We start from the raw sequence: 20550 nt of genomic DNA, 5'->3' as shown, positions 1-20550 counted from the left end.
ATTTTATGTTTGATCTCACACAAAGTTTATCGAATTTAAAAGGGATTGGTCCTAAACGTAAAAGCGTTTTGTTGGAACATGGAGTTTCTACGTATTACGAATTATTGACTTACTTTCCAAGGCGTTATTTAGACCGTAATTTTACAAAGGATATTATTTTAAAACAAGGTGATAATGTCACTTTACTCGGAAGTATTGTAGATAGTTACATTGTGCACGGTAAAAAGAGTCGATTACTCGTTGGGTTCCGTACTTTAAACAATGAAAGAATCAACTTAGTATTTTTTCGTGGAGTTAATTTTTTTCACAAACTCTTCGCGATTGATAAAAAAGTTGTGATCTCTGGTAAATTGGAATATTTTAAAGGATATCAAATCATCCATCCTGAATATGAATTTTTATCAGACACCGATGATCCAGAGGATTCTATACATGCTGGTCGGATTATTCCCTTGTATCCATCCACTGAGGCACTCAAAGAAGAAGGATTGGATTCAAAAGGTTTACGTAAACTCATCCACCTAGTATTAGAAAGTGGCGAGATCGCAGAAAACCTTCCTTCTAAATTTATCAAAAAACGAAAGTTACTCGGTCGTGATGAAGCCTTTAGAAAAATTCATTTTCCTGATTCAATGGAAACAGTCCAAGTTTCCAGAAAACGATTTGCCTATGAAGAGTTTTTTTATTTCCAAAGACTCTTATTGTATAAACAAAGAGAACGCCAAAAAGTAAAACGATTGTTGTGGCCTCTTCCTAGTTCACCATCTCGTGTAAATTTAGAGAAAAATCTTCCTTTTGAATTAACAGAAGATCAAAAAATAGCTGTTACTACTATACTCTCCAAAACAAACGCAGATTCACCTTCAGCGTTTTTGTTACAAGGGGATGTTGGATCAGGAAAAACAATTACGGCACTGCTTGTAGGATTACATTATATCGATAACCACATTCAAGTGGCCTTTCTTGCACCTACAGAAATTTTAGCAAGGCAACATTACCAAACTATTTATAAATTTATGGGCAATATGCCGTTCCTTGGGATTGAATTGTTATTAGGTGGTGAAAATAAGAAAACCAGGGCAGAAAAATTAAGCCGTATCAAAAACGGCGAATCTAATATCATAATTGGAACCCATTCTTTGTTGCAGGAAGATGTGATTTTTTCTGATTTGGGACTGGTCGTGATTGATGAACAACATAAGTTTGGTGTCGACCAAAGAGAAACCATTCGTGCCAAAGGAAAAAATCCTGATATTTTGGCGATGACAGCGACTCCTATTCCTAGAACACTTTGTCTCACTTTATACGGGGACTTAACACTCGTGAATATTAAAACAAAACCAAAAGGCCGCAAACCCATCGACACACGTTGGTACAAAGAAGACCGACGAACAGGCGTATACAATTCAATTCGAAAGTATATAACCTCTGGTAGACAGTGTTATATCGTATACCCTCTTGTTGAAGAATCGGAGAAGGTTGATTTAGAGTCTTGTACGGTTGCTTATGAAAACTTACGAACTAATATTTTTCCTGATCTGAAAATTGGATTATTACATGGAAAAATGAAAAGTGTCGAAAAAGAATCCGTTATGGAAAAATTTAAATCAGGAGAGATCCAAATTTTAGTCACAACAACTGTTGTGGAAGTGGGAGTGGATGTACCCAATGCTACAATTTTAGTAGTGGAACATGCGGAACGATTTGGAATTTCCCAATTACACCAGTTACGTGGCCGAGTGGGACGAAGTGATTTGGAAAGTTTTTGTATTTTAATGACAGGTGATTTTGTCAGTGATGAAGGTAGAGATCGATTAGAAGCTTTAGTAACCTCCAATGATGGTTATTTTTTGGCAGAAAAGGATCTAGCCATTCGTGGTCCAGGTGAACTATTAGGTGTCAAACAAAGTGGGCTGCCTGAGTTTAAAATTGCTGATTTGGTTGTGGACCGTGACCTTTTGGATGAGGCAAAAGAGGATGCAACATCCCTTCCGTTGGATGATCCAAACGAGGTATCAGAACTTAGTATACGATTCAGTGAAGGTAAATTTTTATTTGCGAATTAATCGGTAATTTTTAAATGAACCTTATCATGTTCAGAACGAAGTATCTCTTATTGTTTTTGCTCTCATTACTATGTGTATGTGGGGAGAAACCTGTCAAACAAACTCAATCTGATTTGTATTTGGGTATTGATAAAGTTTCCTATTTAACTGGCAAATTCAATTCTCCTGGACCATTAGCACCTGTTATATTAGAAGAAAATGCTAAAGAACATTTTCTGAGACCGGATGTTAAAAAAGCACTTCACAAAATGATTAATGATTTTGAAGACACAAAGCCAAGTTCTTATAAACAACACATTTTTTTAGTATCTAGTTTTCGTAATTTTTCCCACCAAAAAGGAATTTGGGAATCAAAGTATGCTGGAAAAAAAGTGATGCGAGCTCCTATCACTGGTAAGTCACCAGAGGAAATCATAAATCTAATTTTAGAATTCTCAAGTGCACCTGGGACATCTCGTCACCATTGGGGAACCGACTTTGACTTAAATGCTTTGGATAATGCTTATTTTGAATCAAACGGAAAGGGAAAAATTCTATATGATTGGCTAAAAGAGAATGCTTCCCGCTATGGATTTTGCCAACCTTACAGTTCACTTTCTACACGAAATAACAAAGGGTACCAAGAAGAAAAATGGCACTGGTCTTATGCACCCATCTCAAACCAACTCACTAAAGAATGGGTTAAATCATTTCAATCTGGTGAGATCAAATTAGTTGGAAGTTTTATGGGAGCTGAGGTGTTAGGTGACCGGGCTTTGGATTATGTAAGGTCCATCAACCCGGAGTGTGAAAAAATCAGTTTGCAGAATTTATAGATTTTTATACAAATTCCACATACTCGATAGTAATGTTTCTGCATCACTATAGATAGGTTTCCAATTGAGAAGTTCTCTTGCTTTTTTGGAAGACGCTAGTAATTTTGCTGGGTCTCCTAGTCGCCTAGAACCTGTTTTGTGAGGAATTTGTTTTCCAACAACCTTCTCTGATAAATCAGCCATTTCTTTGACTGAATATCCAGCTTCTGATCCTAAGTTTACAGTCAAACTTTCGTTTTTTGCCATGATATAATTCAAAGCTAAAACATGTGCTTTTGCTAAATCACTTACGTGAATGTAATCACGAACACAAGTTCCATCTTCTGTATCATAATCATTTCCATAAATCTCAAAACCTTTCCGAATGCCTGATGCTGCTTCCATGATGATGGGGAGTAAGTTGGCTGGGGTTTTTTCGATCCCTTTGATTCTACCTTTTGGGTCGTAACCTGCGGCATTAAAGTAACGAAGTCGAGCTGACTTTAAACCTTTCAGTTTATCAAACCATTCCAAATTTTCTTCAATACAGAGTTTGGTATAACCATAATAATTTTCTGGTTGTAAAGGATGGTTTTCGTCTATCGGCAAATATTTGGGAGCACCATACACTGCAGCAGAAGAAGAAAATACAAAGTACTGGCAACCGTACTCGATCATGGCATTTAACAAAGTGAAGGTTCCATTTAAATTATTCATTGTATATTTTAATGGATCTGTCATAGATTCACCAGCTGCTTTCCAAGCGGCAAAGTGAAATACTGCATCAACCTTTTTGGAAAATGCTTTTTTTAGGATTTCTGGATCCTGGATTTCCCCTTTGATAAATTCATTTCCAGGAAACAAATTGGCTTCATTTCCTTTTTGCATATCATCTACAATAATGATTTCATGTCCTAACTCCATCAGTTCTAGGACAATATGACTGCCTATATAACCGGCTCCCCCGGTAACGAGAACTCTCATTCTTCGTCGGATCCACCAGATACAAAACGATGGTCAACAACTCCTCGTTTACTTGTTTCAAAGAATTCGATTACTTTTTGTACTTCAGGAGCAGGATTTGGGTCTTTTTTAAGTTCGGCTAATGCTTGTTTTGTGTTGAGGCCACTATGATAGATCGTTTTATAAACTCTTTTGATCGCAAGACGAACATCGGCAGAAATTCCAGCTCGTTTCATTCCGACAACATTCAAACTCACCACAAGACCAGGGTGACCGTCAACAGTTGCATACGGAGGAACATCTTTTACTACTTTTGTTAGGCCTGCTAACATTGCATAATCGGAAACCCTAACGAATTGGTGAACTCCAACGGAACCCGATATAAATACTTTGTTCCCAATCACAACGTGACCAGCAAGCATCGTGTTTTGGACTATGATATTATGGTCACCTACAATCGTATCATGTGCGATGTGGACATTTCCCATCATATAATTATGGTTTCCAATTGTAGTGGCTTTCCCTTCTACAGTGCCCCTATGAAAAATAACGTTTTCTCTAAAATGATTATGATCCCCAATTTCCAAATAGGTTTTGGTTTCGGGTTTGAAGGCTAAATCTTGAGGTAAACCACCGAAACTACCACCTGAGGAAATTTTATTAAACTTACCAATCCGTGTCCCAGACAAGATTTTTACGTGGGATTCGATGACGGTTCCTTCTCCAATTTTCACATCTTTTTCGATGATACAAAATGGACCTACTTCAACGGATTCATGTAATTCCGCTTTTGGATCGATGATGGCAGTGGGGTGTATTTTCATATTGAATTACAAAAAAAACCAATTGGAAAGACCTGCAAATGATTTTTTAAAATGTAATTTACACGCTTTTATGAGTCTGTTATCTTTTGAATGGGTGGTGTGAACTTGTTAATAGACTGGTCGCGAATCGAATCTCTTGTGGATATGAATGATCCTGAAGACCAAGCATGGCTTAAGGAAATGATTACTTCGTTGTTGGAAAATATGGCGACTCGGGTTGCAAATTTGGACCGTTTGATGTTATCCAAGGATCCAAAAGAACTACAATCCGAACTCCACCAAATCAAAGGAGTTGCTGCCAATTTTGGATTGGCAGGTCTTTCGGAAGTGGTGGTCAAAGCAGAGGCTCTTGTGAAGTCGGGAGACGTAGACTCATCCATAACCGAAGGAAAAAAAATTCCAGGGATTTGGGAATCCACGAAACAAGAGTTAGAAAAAAAGTTTTCTTCTTAAGTTCTTATTTTTAGTTCATTTAGCGGTCGCCATTTCGACGGCCGTTTTACTTCCGTTATAGATCCCTTCGATTGTGTTTTTGATAATGGATTCGTTCATTCGGAGTAACAAATCATCGGACTCAGTGAAAATTTGAACCAATTCTTTCGCATGCATCACTTCTCTGCATTCCACAGTTCCTTCTCCTAGTTCCAAAGACCTTATAACTGACGCAGCTTCATGGTCTCCAACCCTTCGGATAAACAGTTTCGGAATTGGAAAAAATGCCAATTCAGATGGTTTTGTTACAAGGACATCTGCAATTCGAATGAGCCTATCTGTTGCTGAAAACGCTTCAGTGTGAGTTGGAAAATGAAACAACACAACAGGAGGATTGTTTTCATTGTCATCTGACCTGAGCGGATGACGTGTAATGAATGTTAGTAGGTCTTCCCAAGAATCAATCGATAAATATGGTATTTTCTGAAAAATCAAATACTCTTCAATCGCTTTGAGCACTTTCACATGGTCACCAGTGTTAATCCAATACACTGCTTTTCTGTTGGTGAGATACGACTTGGTCAAACGTAAGAGATCTAAAATATAACCTTTTTGTGCACCCGCTCCACCTATTGGGATTAAGAACCTTCGAATTTTTTTAGAATCAATCCTTCTCACTCGGTTTTCAGAATCCGTCACTGCATTGGAAACAATGTCTTCTGATACCCAATGTCCAGCAACAGCAAGGTTGTCTTTTGGTACACCCATTTCGATAAACTTGGTATAAGAGGAAGGGGATTGGACTAAGTTTAAAGCTCCAGGAACGAGTAAGTAGTATTGAGGGTAGTTATCGCAAATCAAATGAATGGTTTTGTTAAAACCAGAGGCAACTGCAATCTGACCATTTAACGGGTATGTGGTGATGACAGGTGAATCTTTTGGAATTCCATTCATGAGTCCTTTGTACAGAGTGGCAAGTTGGCAAGAAAGTTCAAGAGAGGTTAGATTTCCTTGCGACATAAGTTGTCCCCAAATCCATTCCACAGGACCACCGATCTCAGCACTCATCCGAGAGAAAAAACTATATCCAGAATCGATGTCGGCAATGGCTTTCGATTCCGGAGAGGTGATGGCAAGTAAATCGTGTAAGTAAGTAGGGATGTTTTTTTTCAAAGAGTGGGAATACACAGAAAGTGCCATCCTGTGGTGACCGTATCCCATCCGAATACTTCCCACGAGTAATCGTGATTCAATGGGATTTTGTCCTTTGTCAGAAATGAGTTCTAGACCTGGGTACAATGGGGAAGGGGAAGAAAATAAGGGAATGGAACTTTCTCCAATGGAATAACGTTTTTGGAGGATCCCTCGAATGAGGCCTGCTGTTTGTTTGGAAACAAAACCTGTGTCTAGGCCGAACATTGGTTCTCGATTCATGCAGGAAGTCTATTGAACGGGCATTCTCTTTCAAGTGAAATTTCAATTCTTAGCTGACAGGTGACCAATTTTGCCCATTCCTGGTATCTATGGAACAAGTTTACATTTTGGGCGGACTGAGATCCGCATTCGGTAGTTTTGGCGGAACACTCAAAGACATGAGTGCCGTAGACCTTGGGGTCGAAGTATCAAAAGCAGCACTCCAAAAAACTGGAGTTGATCCTTCTATAATTGAAGAAAGTATTTTTGGAAATGTTATCCCAACAGGAAAAGACGGAATTTATTTGGCTCGTCACATCGGGCTAAAATCAGGGGTTCCGATTGCAAGTCCTGCATTAACACTCAACAGACTTTGTGGTTCAGGAATGGAAGCTGTGATCCAAGCTGCTAAAAAGATCATGTTAGGTGAAGCACACACTGTTCTTGCTGGTGGAGTGGAATCCATGAGTAATGCACCTTATGTTGTACGCAATGCAAGGTTTGGAGTTCGTTATGGAAATGCAGAATTTGAAGATTCACTCGCACAAGGATTAACTGACATTTATGTAGAACTTCCGATGGGAATGACGGCAGAAAACTTATCTGACCAATACAAAATTTCCAGAGAAGAACAAGATGCTTGGGCAGCAACTTCGCAAGAACGAGCAGAAGAAGCAACTAACAAAGGAATTCTAAAAGAAGAAATTCATCCTATCACGATCAATGGGAAAAATCCAATTGTGTTTGATAAGGATGAATTCATCAAAGGAAAAGCAGGTGGAGCAAAACTTGCCACTTTAAAACCAGCCTTTAAAAAAGATGGTTCGGTAACTGCAGGAAACGCATCAGGAATCAATGATGGAGCTTCCGCTATGATTGTAGCCTCCGCATCCCAAGCAAAAAAACTCGGTAAAGAACCACTCGCTATAGTTAAATCGTGGGGCCACGCTGGTTGTGATCCTGCAAAGATGGGAATTGGACCTGCAATTGCAATTCCAGCGGCATTACAAAAAGCAGGACTGAGTTTAAAAGACATTGGACTAGTCGAAGTGAATGAAGCATTTGCAGCTCAGTACTTAGCGGTACAAAAGGAACTTGGTCTTGATCCAAAGATCACCAATGTGAACGGTGGAGCCGTTGCGATTGGGCATCCACTCGGAGCATCGGGTAACCGTGTGACTTTAACTCTTGCGCTTGAGATGCAAAGACGTGGAGTGAAGTATGGTGTTGCTTCTCTTTGTATCGGTGGAGGACAAGGAATCGCGATTGTTTTAGAAAACCCTAAAGCATAGTACAAAATGTACCTACTCCTTCCGGGGCGTCACCATCTCCTCACCAGGTACCAAAAGGAATACTTACTTCGTTTGGTAAACATGGGACTCTCGGAAGAATTGGATGTGTTTGGAAATCCATTACAAATTTCCAAACAGCCAAGTGCCATCATCTTTGCCGTTACATCGGCCAATCATAACAACACAAGGCGTAACCCACTTCCCCTTTACCAAAGGGCGATGATGATTCAAGATTTCTCCAGAGAACTAAACATTCCAAGTTTTGTAATTCCCATTGATGATATTGGTCAGTCACCTAACTTTGCTTCGTATACAATTAAAAAAATTGAAGTAGAAACTGAGTTAATGATAAAATTAACTCCTGAGAATACAATTGTCCTTTGTTCAACTCCTGTGGCGAACTTGTATCTGGAACTTGGATTCAAAGTCCTACCAGTTGAAAAAGTCCCTGGTTCAGCTGATTCGTTTTTTGCGAAACTTCCTTGGGAAGAATTAGAAAGTATTGTTTTAAAACATAAACAATCGAAACAAAATCTTGATCCTGCCTGTATCCGTTTGTGGAAGGATTATGGTTTATTTGAAAAAGTAGATATGTTATTTTCTGATTCTCTGATCGGAGATGATGGAGACCTAACCGAATCTCGGGATTATAACACCTATGTCCGTGAGATGGATGAAATCGCCGAACTCAAATTCCAAGAAACAATTCCATTTTTGAAACCTGGTCGAATTGGGGATATCGGTTGTGCTGTTGGTTCATGGATCAAACTTGTCTGCCAGGATCCAAAGTATACGGAATCAGATTTTTATGGAGTGGAAATCGCACGCCATCTTTACCATATCTGTGAACAAAGAAAAGAAAATGGTGAGTTCCAAAATCCCAATGTATTTTTTTTGCGTAAAAATGCAGTGAGTGGACTTGTATATCCACGGCTCAGTATGAATGCCATACATACATCCTCTCTGACCCATGAAATCGAATCTTACGGTGACAGGTCTCAACTACTGGCATTTATCAAAAACCGTTTTGAGGAACTTGTGTATGGAGGGGTTTGGATCAATCGGGATGTTGTGGGTCCAGAAGACAAAGAAACGGAAGTTTATGTCTGGATGGAAGAGGATTCGAGTACAAACCAAGGTCTTGGTCCAGGGAAATATGTTAGTTTCAAAGAATACTTGGAATCTTTATCTACAAAACAACGATTTTTCCAATTCCAACAAGACTTTCGTAAAGAGGAAGGTTATGTGCTTAGGACGTCTTCCATTTTAGTCGATGGTATAGAATACCACCGTATGAAACTTAAGGATATCTGCGAATACATCTCAAAAAAAGATTATACAGACAATTGGAAAAGTGAAATGCACGAGTCCTTTTGTTTTTGGAGTTTTGACGAGTGGAAAGAACAATTAGAATCAATTGGATTTAAAATTTCCCCAAATTCCCATGCCTATCGAAATGAGTGGCTCGTAAAAAATCGATATGAAGGAAAAATAAAACTTTTTTTAGCGAGCATCCCAAATCCAAAACAAACAGCAGACCTAATCCCTTTTGATTTCCCTGTGACTCATATGCTCATGTTAGCGGAAAAATAAATGCAATCAGAAGTTAGGCGTAATCTTGAAAAAATTCGTAATGTATTTCGATCTAATTATTTATTAGCAGAGTTAGACGATTCAGAACGAGAAGCATTAATTCCTTTTATCGAAGTAAAATTTGTTCGGATAGGACAAATATTAATCAAGGCAAACCAAATGCCTGAGTACATTCATTTTGTTCTCACGGGCAAATTTGGAATGAAACAAAACAAAGAGGACCTTCATTTAGGAAGGTATGCATTCGTTGAAGAAGGTGAGTCGATAGGAGAAAGAATCACTTTAACAAAAACACCATCAAAACATGATTATTATGCATTAGAACCTTCTATTGTTTTATTATTACCAACTTCTCGTTTTTTGAAGTTAGTTGAATCTCATCCTGAAATTGCAGAAAAAGCAAAACACAGAGAAGAAGAACAAGAAAAATTTCATTATGTTCGCAAATTAAGTTTTTTTGATGAACTATCTCCTGAAGAAATTAAATCCATTCTAAAATCGATACAACTCATTAAAGTTCCACAAGGTGAATTCATTTTTGTTGAAGGTGAGTCTGGAGAATCAGCCTACATAGTCCGTTCTGGAAAAATTCAAATCAGAACTGAAAATCCTAGGAAAATCATCTCGATTATGAAATCCGGTGATATACTCGGTGAAATTGCGATCTTTAAACAACAAAAAAGATTAGCAAGTGCCATCACAGCAGAAGACTCCGAACTCTATCAAATTCCAGGAAATGTTTTTCGTAAGGTCATTGGTGCAGAAAAAGGTAACAAACTTGAAGAGATTGTTCAATCAAGGCTCTTACGATATTCCACATATAAATCCAAAGAAAAAGAAGAAAATTCAATTCGTCCTTTTGTCTCCAAACGATTTGAAATCAGAAAAACAACTCGGACAATTTTAATCGAACAGGTGACAACAGACCAAATGAGCCTAGTTGGTTTGGTTTGTTCCGAATTGGCATTAAGGACTTTTGATAAAGCTCTCCCATCTAATTGGAAAATTAGAATTAAAAATGAACTGAGTCGAAATATTGTTCCTGGGATTTTTGAATTAGCAATTGAATTAGAAAAACTTGGTTTTTTAACAAAACAACTTCATATACCTTTTTCAGAATTAACTAGTTTAGAGAATCCAGTATTCATCACTGACGATGAAAATATTCCATGTTTATTGTATTTAGTTGATCCTGAATTAGATGCAATTTTAATCTCACATCCCATTAAAGGTGTCTATGAATTATCTACTGAACAATTTCTAAAACTTTGGGATGGAGTGATCTTACAATTTTCTCTCGCTCCAAGCAGTTTGTCAGCAGAAGTAAGTTTGATTAGTTTTTTTAAAGAACTAAGGATGTTATTTAGTCCCAAAAAGAAAGAAATTCGTTGGGTAATGGTGGCTACTTTTTTTTCAGCAATCTTATCTCTTTCGTTGCCTTATTTAATTCGCCAGATTGTTGACCAAGTTTTAGTTTTTTCTGATCGTAACTTTTTATTTACAATTGTATTTGGAGTAACTCTTTCCGTATTTTTTCAATCATTGTTTTCCCTTTTCCGAAATTTGATCTCGATTGGACTCATGCAAAATTTGGAATATAATTACTTTGTTCGTTTTTTTCAACATATCTTGAATCTAACTCTTCCAGAGTTTCGTAAATTTGAAACCGGAGATTTTACACAAAGACTAAAAGAAAACCAAAGAATTTTGGAAATCACACAAAGATCTGGTTTGTTTTTAATTTTGGACCTAATCACACTTCCGATTTATTTATTCATTTTATTTCGATTGGATGGTGGATTATCAATTGTCGGATTATTTTTCTTAATCGTTTATGCAATCGTAGTCGTTCGTTCCAGTTCAAAAATCAAAAAGTTGCAAAAACATAGTTTCGAATCGAAGAAAAAAACAACTTCCTTTTTTCTATCTTTGTTTTCAGGCATTCCATTAATCAAAGCTTCTTCTATCGAAAGTCGTTATCTTGCAAAAGGTTTAAATGAAATTGCAAGGACTATCTTAACAAACTTAAGAGTGGGAAAAAGAGTTCACATCCTTGAATTGATTAGCAAATTCTTTGAGCAAATTGGTTTGATTTCAGTTATCGCCTATGGAGTGAATCTTGTTTTAGATGAACAATTATCACTTGGAAGTTTTTTAGGTTTTCTAATCCTTTACTCCTTACTCATGGAACCAATCGTAAGATTATGCCATTTGTATGAGGATCTAAACGAGTTAAGAGAATCTCGTATGAGGCTCACTGAAATTTATTCACTTCCCGGTGAAATTGTCAGTTTACGGCCGTTTGGTGAGCTTCCTAGATTGTCGGGTAAAATTAAATTAGACAATGTAAGTTTTCGATACTCAGAAGGGTCTCCTGAAATTCTGAAAGATATCAATTTGGATATTGAAGCAGGAGAAAAAATAGCGATCGTTGGCCGAAGTGGGTGTGGAAAATCGACTATGATGCGAATTATGATGGGAACACTTTCCCCAACGAAAGGTAAAGTTTTTGTTGATTCTTTTGATTTATCTACACTTGATCCAGAAGAAGTTAGAATCCAATTTGGGGCAGTAGAACAAAATCCCATTTTATTCTCTGGAACCATAACCGAAAATTTATCTAAAAAAAATCCATCACTTCATATGGAATCATTATTAGCTGGTGCCAAGTTGGCCTCCGTTGATCATTTTGTGGATAGATTCCCGATGAAATATGAAACCAAAATTGGTGAGTCTGGAGTTGGATTATCGGGAGGTCAAAAACAAAGACTTGCGATAGCACGTGCTTTAGTAACGAATCCAAGTATTCTATTTTTAGATGAACCTACTTCTGCATTGGATTCAGAAACGGAGGCTCACATTCAATCACAATGGGAAACCGTTTTTTTGGATCGAACAGTCATTCAAATCTCCCATCGACTACATAGTACAGTGAGTGCAGATAAAATCATTGTCCTTGATGAAGGTCGTATCGTTGAAATGGGTACGCATGCTGAATTGATCCAAACAAAAGGTTACTATTATCATTTGTTCCCTACGTTAACCGAAGAGGATAGCCATGTTTAAAAAATTTAAGAACTTAAAAGAAACAGATTCTAATTGGGAATCAAGGCATTCTGCTTCTTATTATGATGAATTACTGAAACATCCAGCACCTAACTGGGAAAAGAAGGGTATATATCTCATCGCTGTATTCTTTTTTTGTTTTGTTTTATTTTTAGTTTTTGGACGAGTCGATGTTGTCGTACAAGCAAATGGTAACATTCGTCCCAAAGGAAATTATTATGTAGTAGAAGCACTAGAAACAGGTACACTCACGAATTTGTATGTAAAATCAGGCGATTTTCTTAAAAAAGGAGATCCCATTATGGAATTAGAATTTTCAGAACAACAAATCGAACTCTCTAAAGATGCGAATAATTTGGATTACGAAGAAAAAAAATTACAACGGTTAATTCGAAATAAACGTGAAGCTGAAAAAATTTCAAAAAATCTTGCTTATAATTTAGAAAATAATTCTGGATCTTCCTTATCAGGAGGTGTATTGAGTAAATTTGTAAGTTTAAAAAAAGCTTACATGGATTTTCAAAATGGAGTTGGTGCGAAGTTCATTTATGACCAAAGTTTATTAGAGTTTAATGAAGAATTTGGAAACTTAAAAGATGAAATCCAACGAGAAGAAAATATAATCGCAAGTCTTCGCGGAGATACCAAATTAAAAAAGGAAAGAGTTGCAAATGCGGTGATTCGTATGCCTTTTTCTGGTGTGATTGGTGAATTAGCTGTTAATAACGTAGGACAAAACATCATCCGTGGGCAAACAGTGGCTTCACTTATGGAAGAAGGCCAACCATTAGAAGCAATTGTAGAAGTTAGTAGTAAGGACATTGGTGCAGTAAAACTTGGACTGTCTGCAGTCATTAAAGTAAAAGCATTTCACCAAAATGATTTTGGTGTAGTAGAGGGAATTGTTTCTCAAATCATACCCAATACGAAAGATAAGGATTCGTTTAGTGTGATTTTAGTTTTGGGAACACAGGACTTAAACCAAGATGGAAAAAAGTTTCAGTTATTTCCAGGTTTAAAAGTTGTAGCTGACATCGTAATTGATAGAAAAAACATTTATCAAATTTTGTTTCGTTACGCTGATCCAAGGAATTAAATTTGAAACGAAATTTCAAAGATATTTCAGATTTGGTAAAAGAAGATAGTTTTTTATCACTACTTTCTTCTTCCGATCAGAAGAAAATAATTTCACTTTTTGAATTTAGATCGTTAGTTGCTGGTGATAAAATTGGAGGAAATGTAAATGATCCAACTCCCATTTTATTATTAGAGACTGGAAGAATTCAAATCAAACTAAAAATCAATCAGAATGAGTTATTGATTAAAACATTAAAAGAGGAATCACTGTATGGAATTTCTGAATTCACTTCTGATTCGCTTGGTAAACAATTATATTACATTGAAGAAAATTCCAAAGTTTTAACACTATCAACTTCATCCTTTTTGAAATTTATCAATTCTGATAAAGATCGAAAAAGAATTTGGGATGAATATAAAGAAAACGTACAATTACGAGATGAACTTCGAATTCATCCATATTTTAGAAAATTATCTAATTCTGAAATCCAAGAACTCTCAAAATTATTAATCAAAAGAAAAATAAATTCCGGCCAAGTATTAATCAAAGAAGGTACAAAAAGTTCATCGTTATTTTTTATTAAGTCAGGAAAGTTTAAAGTAACAAAATCAACCTGGCAAAAGGATTATTTTTCATTTGTAGAAGCGGGATCTGTCCTCGGTGAAATGGGTGTTCTGGAAAAAAAAGTAAGGAATGCAACAGTAACTGCTGTGGAAGAAAGTTTTGTTTATGAGTTATCTTCTAAAAGTGCCGAACATTTCTTTAAAAAATCTGAAAGTTTGCTAATTACAATTCGCTCGATCATGAGTGAAAGGAAACTTAATTTAGGTGAAAAATCAAATGAAGATGATTTTAAACAAACGAATGTTTATGAAGAGGATAAGTTTCATTTTTTACCTAAATTAAAATTTTCTCCATCAATTCGGAATCAGATTTCTTTTCCATTTTTATTCCAAGAAGGAAAATTCCAATCAGGCGATGTATGCCGCAAAATGATATTAAAGTATTGGGGGTATTCATTTGCTGAATACGACTCAGACCCAATGTTTCCCGATTTTGATCCAGATATTTTGCCTTACCATTGGAAACAATGTTTTGGTGAAGAAAAGGGTACTTGTTATTTTGTTAATTGGCGGGAACATGAATCGGAATTGAATTCAATTCCAACAATTTCCTATTTAGAAAATTCAAAGTATGTCATCGTAAAACACATTGGAGAAAAGAGTGTAACAATTCTTGATCCAGAGATAGGTGAAGTTGTTCTCAATCGAAAGGAATGGGAGAAAAAATCATCGGAGATTGTGATTTATTTTGTTCCCAAAGTCATTCCAAGTTCATCATGGGAATGGAAAAATCGATTTTTTAATGGAATCAGTGAATACTTTTTACCAGCGATTCAATATTTAAAGGCTGGTATACTTGCTAGTTTTATATTAAAGGGACTTGAGGTTTTTATTCCTTTAGTCAACTTATACTTGATCGATGCTGTCTTATTACAGGAAAGTCGTGATTTTTTCTTACCAGTTATTGTGTCAGTAGTTGTATTAAGTTTGGCACAAACTTTTTTAGGATATTTTAGATCGAATGTAATATTTTTTACAAGTAACCGTGTGAATCAAACAATCGCTATACGATTTTTGGTAAAATTAATTTCACTTCCAATTTCATTTTTTGAAAGAAATAGAAAAGGTGAAATACTGAATCGTTGGGAAGAAATTGAATCAGTGATTTTGTTTTTTTCAGACCAAGGTGCTATGAAAATCTTTGATCTAATTTTTAGTTCATTAGTATTCGTTATTTTCCTATTTTTATCTCCAGTGTTATTAGTCATCATCATGTTGTTTATCATACCAGAGATATTGGTTTTACGTTTCTTATCACCCAAAATCATTGAAGAAACAAAGAAGGAATCTCTAAAACGAGCAGAAACTTTAAGTTATTTTATCGAATCAATCAATGGATTTGAAACGATAAAAAATTTAGGAGCAACATATTCACACAGATGGGATTTTGAGAAAAGACTAACAGCTCAATTAAATTCCGAAGGGAAAAAACTTTTTTATTCCAATTTACTTTCAGCGAATACAGAGTTTTTTAAACAGATAACAATAGTCATCGTTTTATTGGTTGGTAGTTTGTTGATTTTACATGACCAAATGACCTTGGGGACTTTATATGCCATTGTTGGATTGATCACATATATCCGAACGCCATTGATATCATTATATGAAGATTTTTTAAAGTTTCAAAAAGCAAATGTAGCTTGGAATCGACTTAGAAGTTTTGAATCCTTGGATAGTGAAATCTCTGATAAGGACAACTTATTCAAAGTTGATTTACCTGAGGTAAAAGGTAATATTGAATTCAAAAATCTTTTTTTCGCTTATGACAGCCAAAAGCCAGAATCTGGAATTCGTAATTTATCACTCAAAATTCAACCTGGAAAAAAAGTAGCCTTTGTTGGTCGTAGTGGAAGTGGCAAATCAACAATTATAAAATTATTGTTAGGATTATATAATCCAAACCAAGGTGAGATATTAATAGATGATATTCCACTCAATGAAATTTGGTTACCAAGTTTACGAACTAAAATTGGTGTATGTTTCCAAGAAAATCCATTCATTTCAGGAACGGTTCGAGAGAATATCTCCATCACAAAACCAGAGGCAACACTAAGTGAAGTGGTTGAAGCAGCAAAACTTGCCTGCATCCATGATGATATTGTAAAGTTACCTTTGGGATATGATACTGAATTTTCTGACCGAGGTTTCTTATTCTCAGGTGGCCAAAAACAAAGAATATCCTTAGCTAGATTATTTTTACAGAGACCTAATTTACTATTATTGGATGAACCAACATCCTCTCTCGATAAAGAGACGGAATCGCGCATTCTGTCACATATCAATTCCGTTTTTGCCAATTCTACGATCATTACTGTTGCTCATCGTTTGGACACTATCCGAAATTATGACCAAATTTTTGTTTTAGAACGTGGAAAATTGGATTCGAAAGGGAATCACAAAGAGTTACTTTCCAAAGGTGGAATTTACCAATTACTTCATTCCAAACAAGAAGCGATCCGATAATTCAATTAGTGACAAATTCTCGGAAAATTCTTAGTTTTATCAGCATACTAATTATGTCAAATTCGCACCTTTTGGCAGAGGTGGTGAGTTTCTTTGACTTACCGAAGTTAGTTGGAGAAAAATCCTATGAATTAAAATTAAAGGAAATGGAAATCCAACGTAAAAAAGTTGATATCGATACACGAAACTTACGTTATTTGCCATCTGTAAATTTGGAACATTCTCCTTTTTTTGAATCACTTAGAGGTGATGGATATAACCGAAAAGGTTGGAGCACAACATTAAATCTAAACTGGAATTTTATGGAGCAAGGTAATACAATCCTTACCAACATGATTCTAGAATTGGAATACGAACGATTACTTCTTGAATATCGTGCTCTTTACCAAAAAGAACTTTTTGACCAAGCATTTCAGTATGCAGAAACTTTAAAACTTTTAGCTTTTTACGATTACGATTTTTCTAATGAATCAGATGCAGACAAACAATTTCAAACTGTTCAAAAACTTTATAAACAAGGAATTGAGTCATATTTGGTGACTCAAAACTCAAAAGTAGACTATTTCTTTTATAAATACAATGCGATAAAATCTAGACTTGACCAACAGAAAAGCCAATCAATATTTAGAAGAAAATTCTTATTAAAAGATGTTACCTTAAAACAAATTCCAGAAAGAGAATACAAAATCCTTCCTCTTGAATCAACATTAGCTGAATATGAAAAAAATTTAACTGATGTAAATTTTGATTTAATCTTAACAGTCAATCAAATCAAAATCTTAGAAATTCAAAAACAAGTTCGATTCAATGAATTATGGGTGCCTGATTTTTTCGTAAACATATACAATCAAAATTCACGTGAATCTTATTCTGGTCTTAGTGGAACATGGACAAATCCGATGCAAGTATATGATTATAGCCGAAATGATTATAGCATTTATTCAAGATCATCTAATTCAGATTTGAATGTAGGAGGGAATTTTGGATTTAGATTTCCGCTATTCAATCGTTGGTTAGACAAAAATGAATTTGATAAATCAAAAATTGAAGTGAAACTTGCAAAATCCCAATCTCAGTTTTTACGAGAAAATACTGGATTGTATTTGTTTGAATTAATCCAACAACATAATAACCTAGTTGAATTGTATGATATTTCTCGTGAAAGTAAAAGAATCGCAGAGGAAAATTATCAAATTATGGAAAAAGCATACAAAACAGGTTCGGCATCCATTATTGAATTACAAACAGTCGATAGGCGACTAAGGGATGTAATGCGTAATGAAATCCAGAACCGATATGATTTGATCCAATTGCGACTTCAGATTGGCCTTTTGTTAGGTGATACGATGAAGTTTTTAAATAATTAAAGTCCAATCGGTGGTCTTTCCGAGATTATTTCTTTTTTACCAATCATTCCACATTTTTCGGCTTTCCATTGGTTCAATATTTCATCTGATTTGACTTTGTTTTTGTAATGGATGTAAGGCGTAGTTAATATTGGTGCTAAAAAAATCGGAGAAAATGCAGAATTGAGTAAGGATAGTGTTACCACAAGTCCTATGGTTAATGTATTTTCATCAAAAACTTCAGTTACTTGTCTTTTCGTTTGGAAATAATATGCAATACATTCATCAGTATGATTTGCAGGTTGGAATGGAATGCTCACACATCCTACTAAAGAAAAGATTGTTAGAATTATAGTGAAGATTCTAAGTTTTTTAAACATACATTCACCGCTTCTAAATTTGTTTCTTCGATCATCCTATGAAAGTTTCTAACCTTAAAGAATCCATACAGAAATTCTTCTGCATTTCCTTTTTTAATGATGATCTCTTCTTTTTGTAAATCTTTGTTTAGATACAGTTTGTAATGAAATTCGACAGAATATTCACCTAACCGATATTGTATGGGCCAGATCGCAATGAATGGATATACAGCAGGCCATGTATACCACCAATTGTATCTATCAGAAAAGATGGTTTTCATTTCTACATCAATTGTATAAAAATCTTTAACTTCTTTAGGATCCAATTCATTGTAAACGTTTGAGAAAATACCAGAGGACTGTAAATGGCCTTTCCAAGCCATGCGCCATGCATCTGTGTAAATACCTCGATCTGCAGAAAGTATCTCAAACTTACCAATGACAATTGGAAGATTCACTTTATTCCTAGTGAGATTGCCATTTTTGGTTGGAGGGGGAACTTGGCGAAGGTCAGCAGAACATTGGAATAAGAAGGATATAATGATAAGGGCGAAGTAATGTTTCATTTTCGGAATCATAGAATAATCAATTTTTATGAGGAATCAATCCATTTTCTTATTTGGTGAATTGGCCTGTGAGCGCAGCTTCAGCACATTTCATTCCATCAATGGCAGCTGACACGATACCTCCAGCATACCCTGCACCTTCACCACAAGGATACAATCCGTGAGTTGTAATGTGTTCTAAGGTTGCTGGATTTCTCGGAATCTGAATTGGAGAAGATGTCCGTGTTTCAGGAGCATGGAGGATCGCTTCATTCGTAAAGTAACCTTTCATTGAAGAATCAAACTCTTTGAAACCTTTTTGCAAAGCATCCACAATGAGTGGGGGTAGAACTTCCGCTAAAGAAACAGAAACAAGTCCTGGAGTATAAGAAGTTTTAGGTAAATCTGTGGACACAATGTTCTTTGTAAAATCGACCATTCGTTGGGCAGGTGCTTTTTGTGTTCCACCATTGATTGAAAAAGCTTTTTGTTCAATCGATGATTGGTATTGTAAGGCAGAAAAAACTCCAAAGGATTCAAAAGATTTAAAATCATCTAATCGAAGTTCTACGACAATTCCTGAATTGGCTGTTGGTCTAGAACGTTCTGCACTAGACCAACCATTGGTGACAACTTCTCCTGGTTTTGTGGCACATGGTGCAATCACTCCACCTGGACACATACAAAAACTATAAACACCACGACCATTGATTTGTTTTACTAATGAATATTCTGATGCGGGTAATAGAGGATTCTTTATCTGGCAATGGTATTGAATGGAATCGATTAAGCTCTGTGGGTGTTCCACTCGTACACCAATGGCAAGTGGTTTTGTATGAATTTCGATTCTCTTCTCATGTAATAACTGAAATATTTCCCTTCCAGAATGGCCAGTTGCAATGATCACTTTTTTTGCCATCCATTTTTGACCATCAGCTGATTTGACTCCAGTGATTGTATTTCCATTCATGATAAGATCAGTGACTCTTGTGTGAAAATGTATTTCTCCACCAGCAGAGAGAATACATTCTCTTATACTCTGAATGATTCTTGGCAGTTTATTTGTTCCAATATGAGGATGAGCATCGACTAAGATTTGTTTTGTGGCACCAAATGAAACTAAATACTCAAGAACTTTTCGGATATTTCCTCTTTTTTTGGATCGAGTATAAAGTTTTCCATCAGAATAGGTTCCCGCACCACCTTCGCCAAAACAATAATTTGAATCTTCATTCACAATGTGGTGTACATTGATGCCACGTAGATCAGAAACTCTGTCTTTTACATTCTTGCCTCTTTCTAAAATGATTGGTTTTTTACCGAGTTCTAAGGCACGTAACGCAGCAAATAAACCAGCAGGACCTGCTCCAATGATGAGAATTGGTTCTTCCAGTTTTACATTTTGAAAATCTGGAATGGAATATTGAAATGGTATAAATTCTTCATTGATGTAAACATCTAATCTTAATTGATACACAACTTGTTTTTGTCTTGCATCAATGGACCTAGCTGTACATTCAATATGTTTGATTTCTTGTTTCGGAATTTTATTTTGTTTGGATACAAACTGTAAAAGGTGATCCGGATTGGAGGCTATCTCAGGAGTAACTCGGACATTTAATTCTAATTTCAATGTAATTCACTATACTCAATTGATCGATTCAAGAAAAAGAAATTCAATTCTGAAATTGAA

At 35.8% G+C, this 20550-nt stretch carries 15 protein-coding genes; 9 read left to right on the top strand and 6 right to left on the bottom strand.

Annotation, left to right across the window (positions count from 1 at the left end; genetic code table 11):
* The first annotated feature begins 5 nt into the window (after positions 1-5).
* Both recG and DI076_RS12085 read left to right on the top strand, forming a co-directional pair.
* Positions 6-2066, top strand: a complete 2061-nt coding sequence (recG, locus tag DI076_RS12090) for an ATP-dependent DNA helicase RecG (protein WP_108960092.1) — start codon at positions 6-8, stop codon at positions 2064-2066.
* A 14-nt stretch (positions 2067-2080) separates the two neighbouring features.
* On the top strand, positions 2081-2881 hold the full coding sequence (locus DI076_RS12085) for a M15 family metallopeptidase (protein WP_108960091.1): 801 nt from the start codon (positions 2081-2083) through the stop codon (positions 2879-2881).
* Here DI076_RS12085 and galE read toward each other — a convergent pair.
* Entirely contained in the window at positions 2876-3844 is a 969-nt protein-coding gene (gene galE / locus DI076_RS12080; protein ID WP_108960090.1) for a UDP-glucose 4-epimerase GalE, read from the bottom strand. The genes DI076_RS12085 and galE overlap by 6 nt on opposite strands.
* Positions 3841-4647, bottom strand: a complete 807-nt coding sequence (gene lpxA, locus DI076_RS12075) for an acyl-ACP--UDP-N-acetylglucosamine O-acyltransferase (protein WP_108960089.1) — start codon at positions 4645-4647, stop codon at positions 3841-3843. The genes galE and lpxA overlap by 4 nt, the downstream gene beginning before the upstream one ends.
* A gap of 105 nt (positions 4648-4752) precedes the next feature.
* On the opposite strand from lpxA, the gene DI076_RS12070 reads away from it, so the two are divergent.
* The gene (locus DI076_RS12070) at positions 4753-5100 is read left to right on the top strand and encodes an Hpt domain-containing protein (protein WP_174705051.1); all 348 of its coding nucleotides are present in this window, start codon (positions 4753-4755) and stop codon (positions 5098-5100) included.
* Positions 5101-5115: 15 nt separating this feature from the next.
* On the opposite strand, the gene DI076_RS12065 is transcribed toward DI076_RS12070, so the two are convergent.
* Positions 5116-6498 carry a DUF6938 domain-containing protein gene (locus DI076_RS12065; RefSeq protein ID WP_245918407.1) on the bottom strand — a complete coding sequence of 461 codons (1383 nt, stop codon included), beginning with the start codon at positions 6496-6498 and terminating at the stop codon, positions 5116-5118.
* 104 nt (positions 6499-6602) lie between these two features.
* Between DI076_RS12065 and DI076_RS12060 the strand changes: the two genes are divergently transcribed.
* Genes DI076_RS12060 through DI076_RS12035 form a run of 6 tightly spaced genes read left to right on the top strand, consistent with a single transcriptional unit; the run spans position 6603 to position 17974 of the window.
* Positions 6603-7784, top strand: coding sequence for an acetyl-CoA C-acetyltransferase (locus DI076_RS12060; RefSeq protein ID WP_108960086.1), 1182 nt, complete (start codon positions 6603-6605; stop codon positions 7782-7784).
* A gap of 6 nt (positions 7785-7790) precedes the next feature.
* Positions 7791-9377 carry a nucleotidyl transferase family protein gene (locus tag DI076_RS12055; protein ID WP_108960085.1) on the top strand — a complete coding sequence of 529 codons (1587 nt, stop codon included), beginning with the start codon at positions 7791-7793 and terminating at the stop codon, positions 9375-9377.
* Positions 9378-12443: a peptidase domain-containing ABC transporter gene (locus tag DI076_RS12050; protein WP_108960084.1), complete on the top strand. Its 3066-nt coding sequence runs from the start codon at positions 9378-9380 to the stop codon at positions 12441-12443.
* The gene (locus DI076_RS12045) at positions 12436-13539 is read left to right on the top strand and encodes a beta-barrel domain-containing protein (RefSeq protein ID WP_108960083.1); all 1104 of its coding nucleotides are present in this window, start codon (positions 12436-12438) and stop codon (positions 13537-13539) included. The genes DI076_RS12050 and DI076_RS12045 overlap by 8 nt, the downstream gene beginning before the upstream one ends.
* A gap of 2 nt (positions 13540-13541) precedes the next feature.
* Positions 13542-16607, top strand: coding sequence for an ATP-binding cassette domain-containing protein (locus tag DI076_RS12040; RefSeq protein WP_108960082.1), 3066 nt, complete (start codon positions 13542-13544; stop codon positions 16605-16607).
* Between the two features lie 53 nt (positions 16608-16660).
* On the top strand, positions 16661-17974 hold the full coding sequence (locus DI076_RS12035; RefSeq protein ID WP_108960081.1) for a TolC family protein: 1314 nt from the start codon (positions 16661-16663) through the stop codon (positions 17972-17974).
* On the opposite strand, the gene DI076_RS12030 is transcribed toward DI076_RS12035, so the two are convergent.
* Genes DI076_RS12030 through DI076_RS12020 form a run of 3 tightly spaced genes read right to left on the bottom strand, consistent with a single transcriptional unit; the run spans position 17971 to position 20490 of the window.
* Positions 17971-18273 carry a hypothetical protein gene (locus tag DI076_RS12030; protein ID WP_439957292.1) on the bottom strand — a complete coding sequence of 101 codons (303 nt, stop codon included), beginning with the start codon at positions 18271-18273 and terminating at the stop codon, positions 17971-17973. The genes DI076_RS12035 and DI076_RS12030 overlap by 4 nt on opposite strands.
* A gap of 29 nt (positions 18274-18302) precedes the next feature.
* The gene (locus tag DI076_RS12025) at positions 18303-18878 is read right to left on the bottom strand and encodes an LBF_2127 family putative lipoprotein (protein ID WP_108960947.1); all 576 of its coding nucleotides are present in this window, start codon (positions 18876-18878) and stop codon (positions 18303-18305) included.
* A gap of 49 nt (positions 18879-18927) precedes the next feature.
* Positions 18928-20490, bottom strand: a complete 1563-nt coding sequence (locus DI076_RS12020) for an NAD(P)/FAD-dependent oxidoreductase (RefSeq protein ID WP_108960079.1) — start codon at positions 20488-20490, stop codon at positions 18928-18930.
* Between the last annotated feature and the right edge of the window lie 60 nt (positions 20491-20550).

The sequence above is a fragment of the Leptospira ellinghausenii genome, from assembly GCF_003114815.1.
In the GTDB taxonomy this organism is placed as follows: Bacteria; Spirochaetota; Leptospiria; order Leptospirales; family Leptospiraceae; genus Leptospira_A; species Leptospira_A ellinghausenii.
The sequence above is the reverse complement of the archived record's forward strand: the minus strand, read 5'-3'. Positions and strand labels throughout refer to the sequence as shown.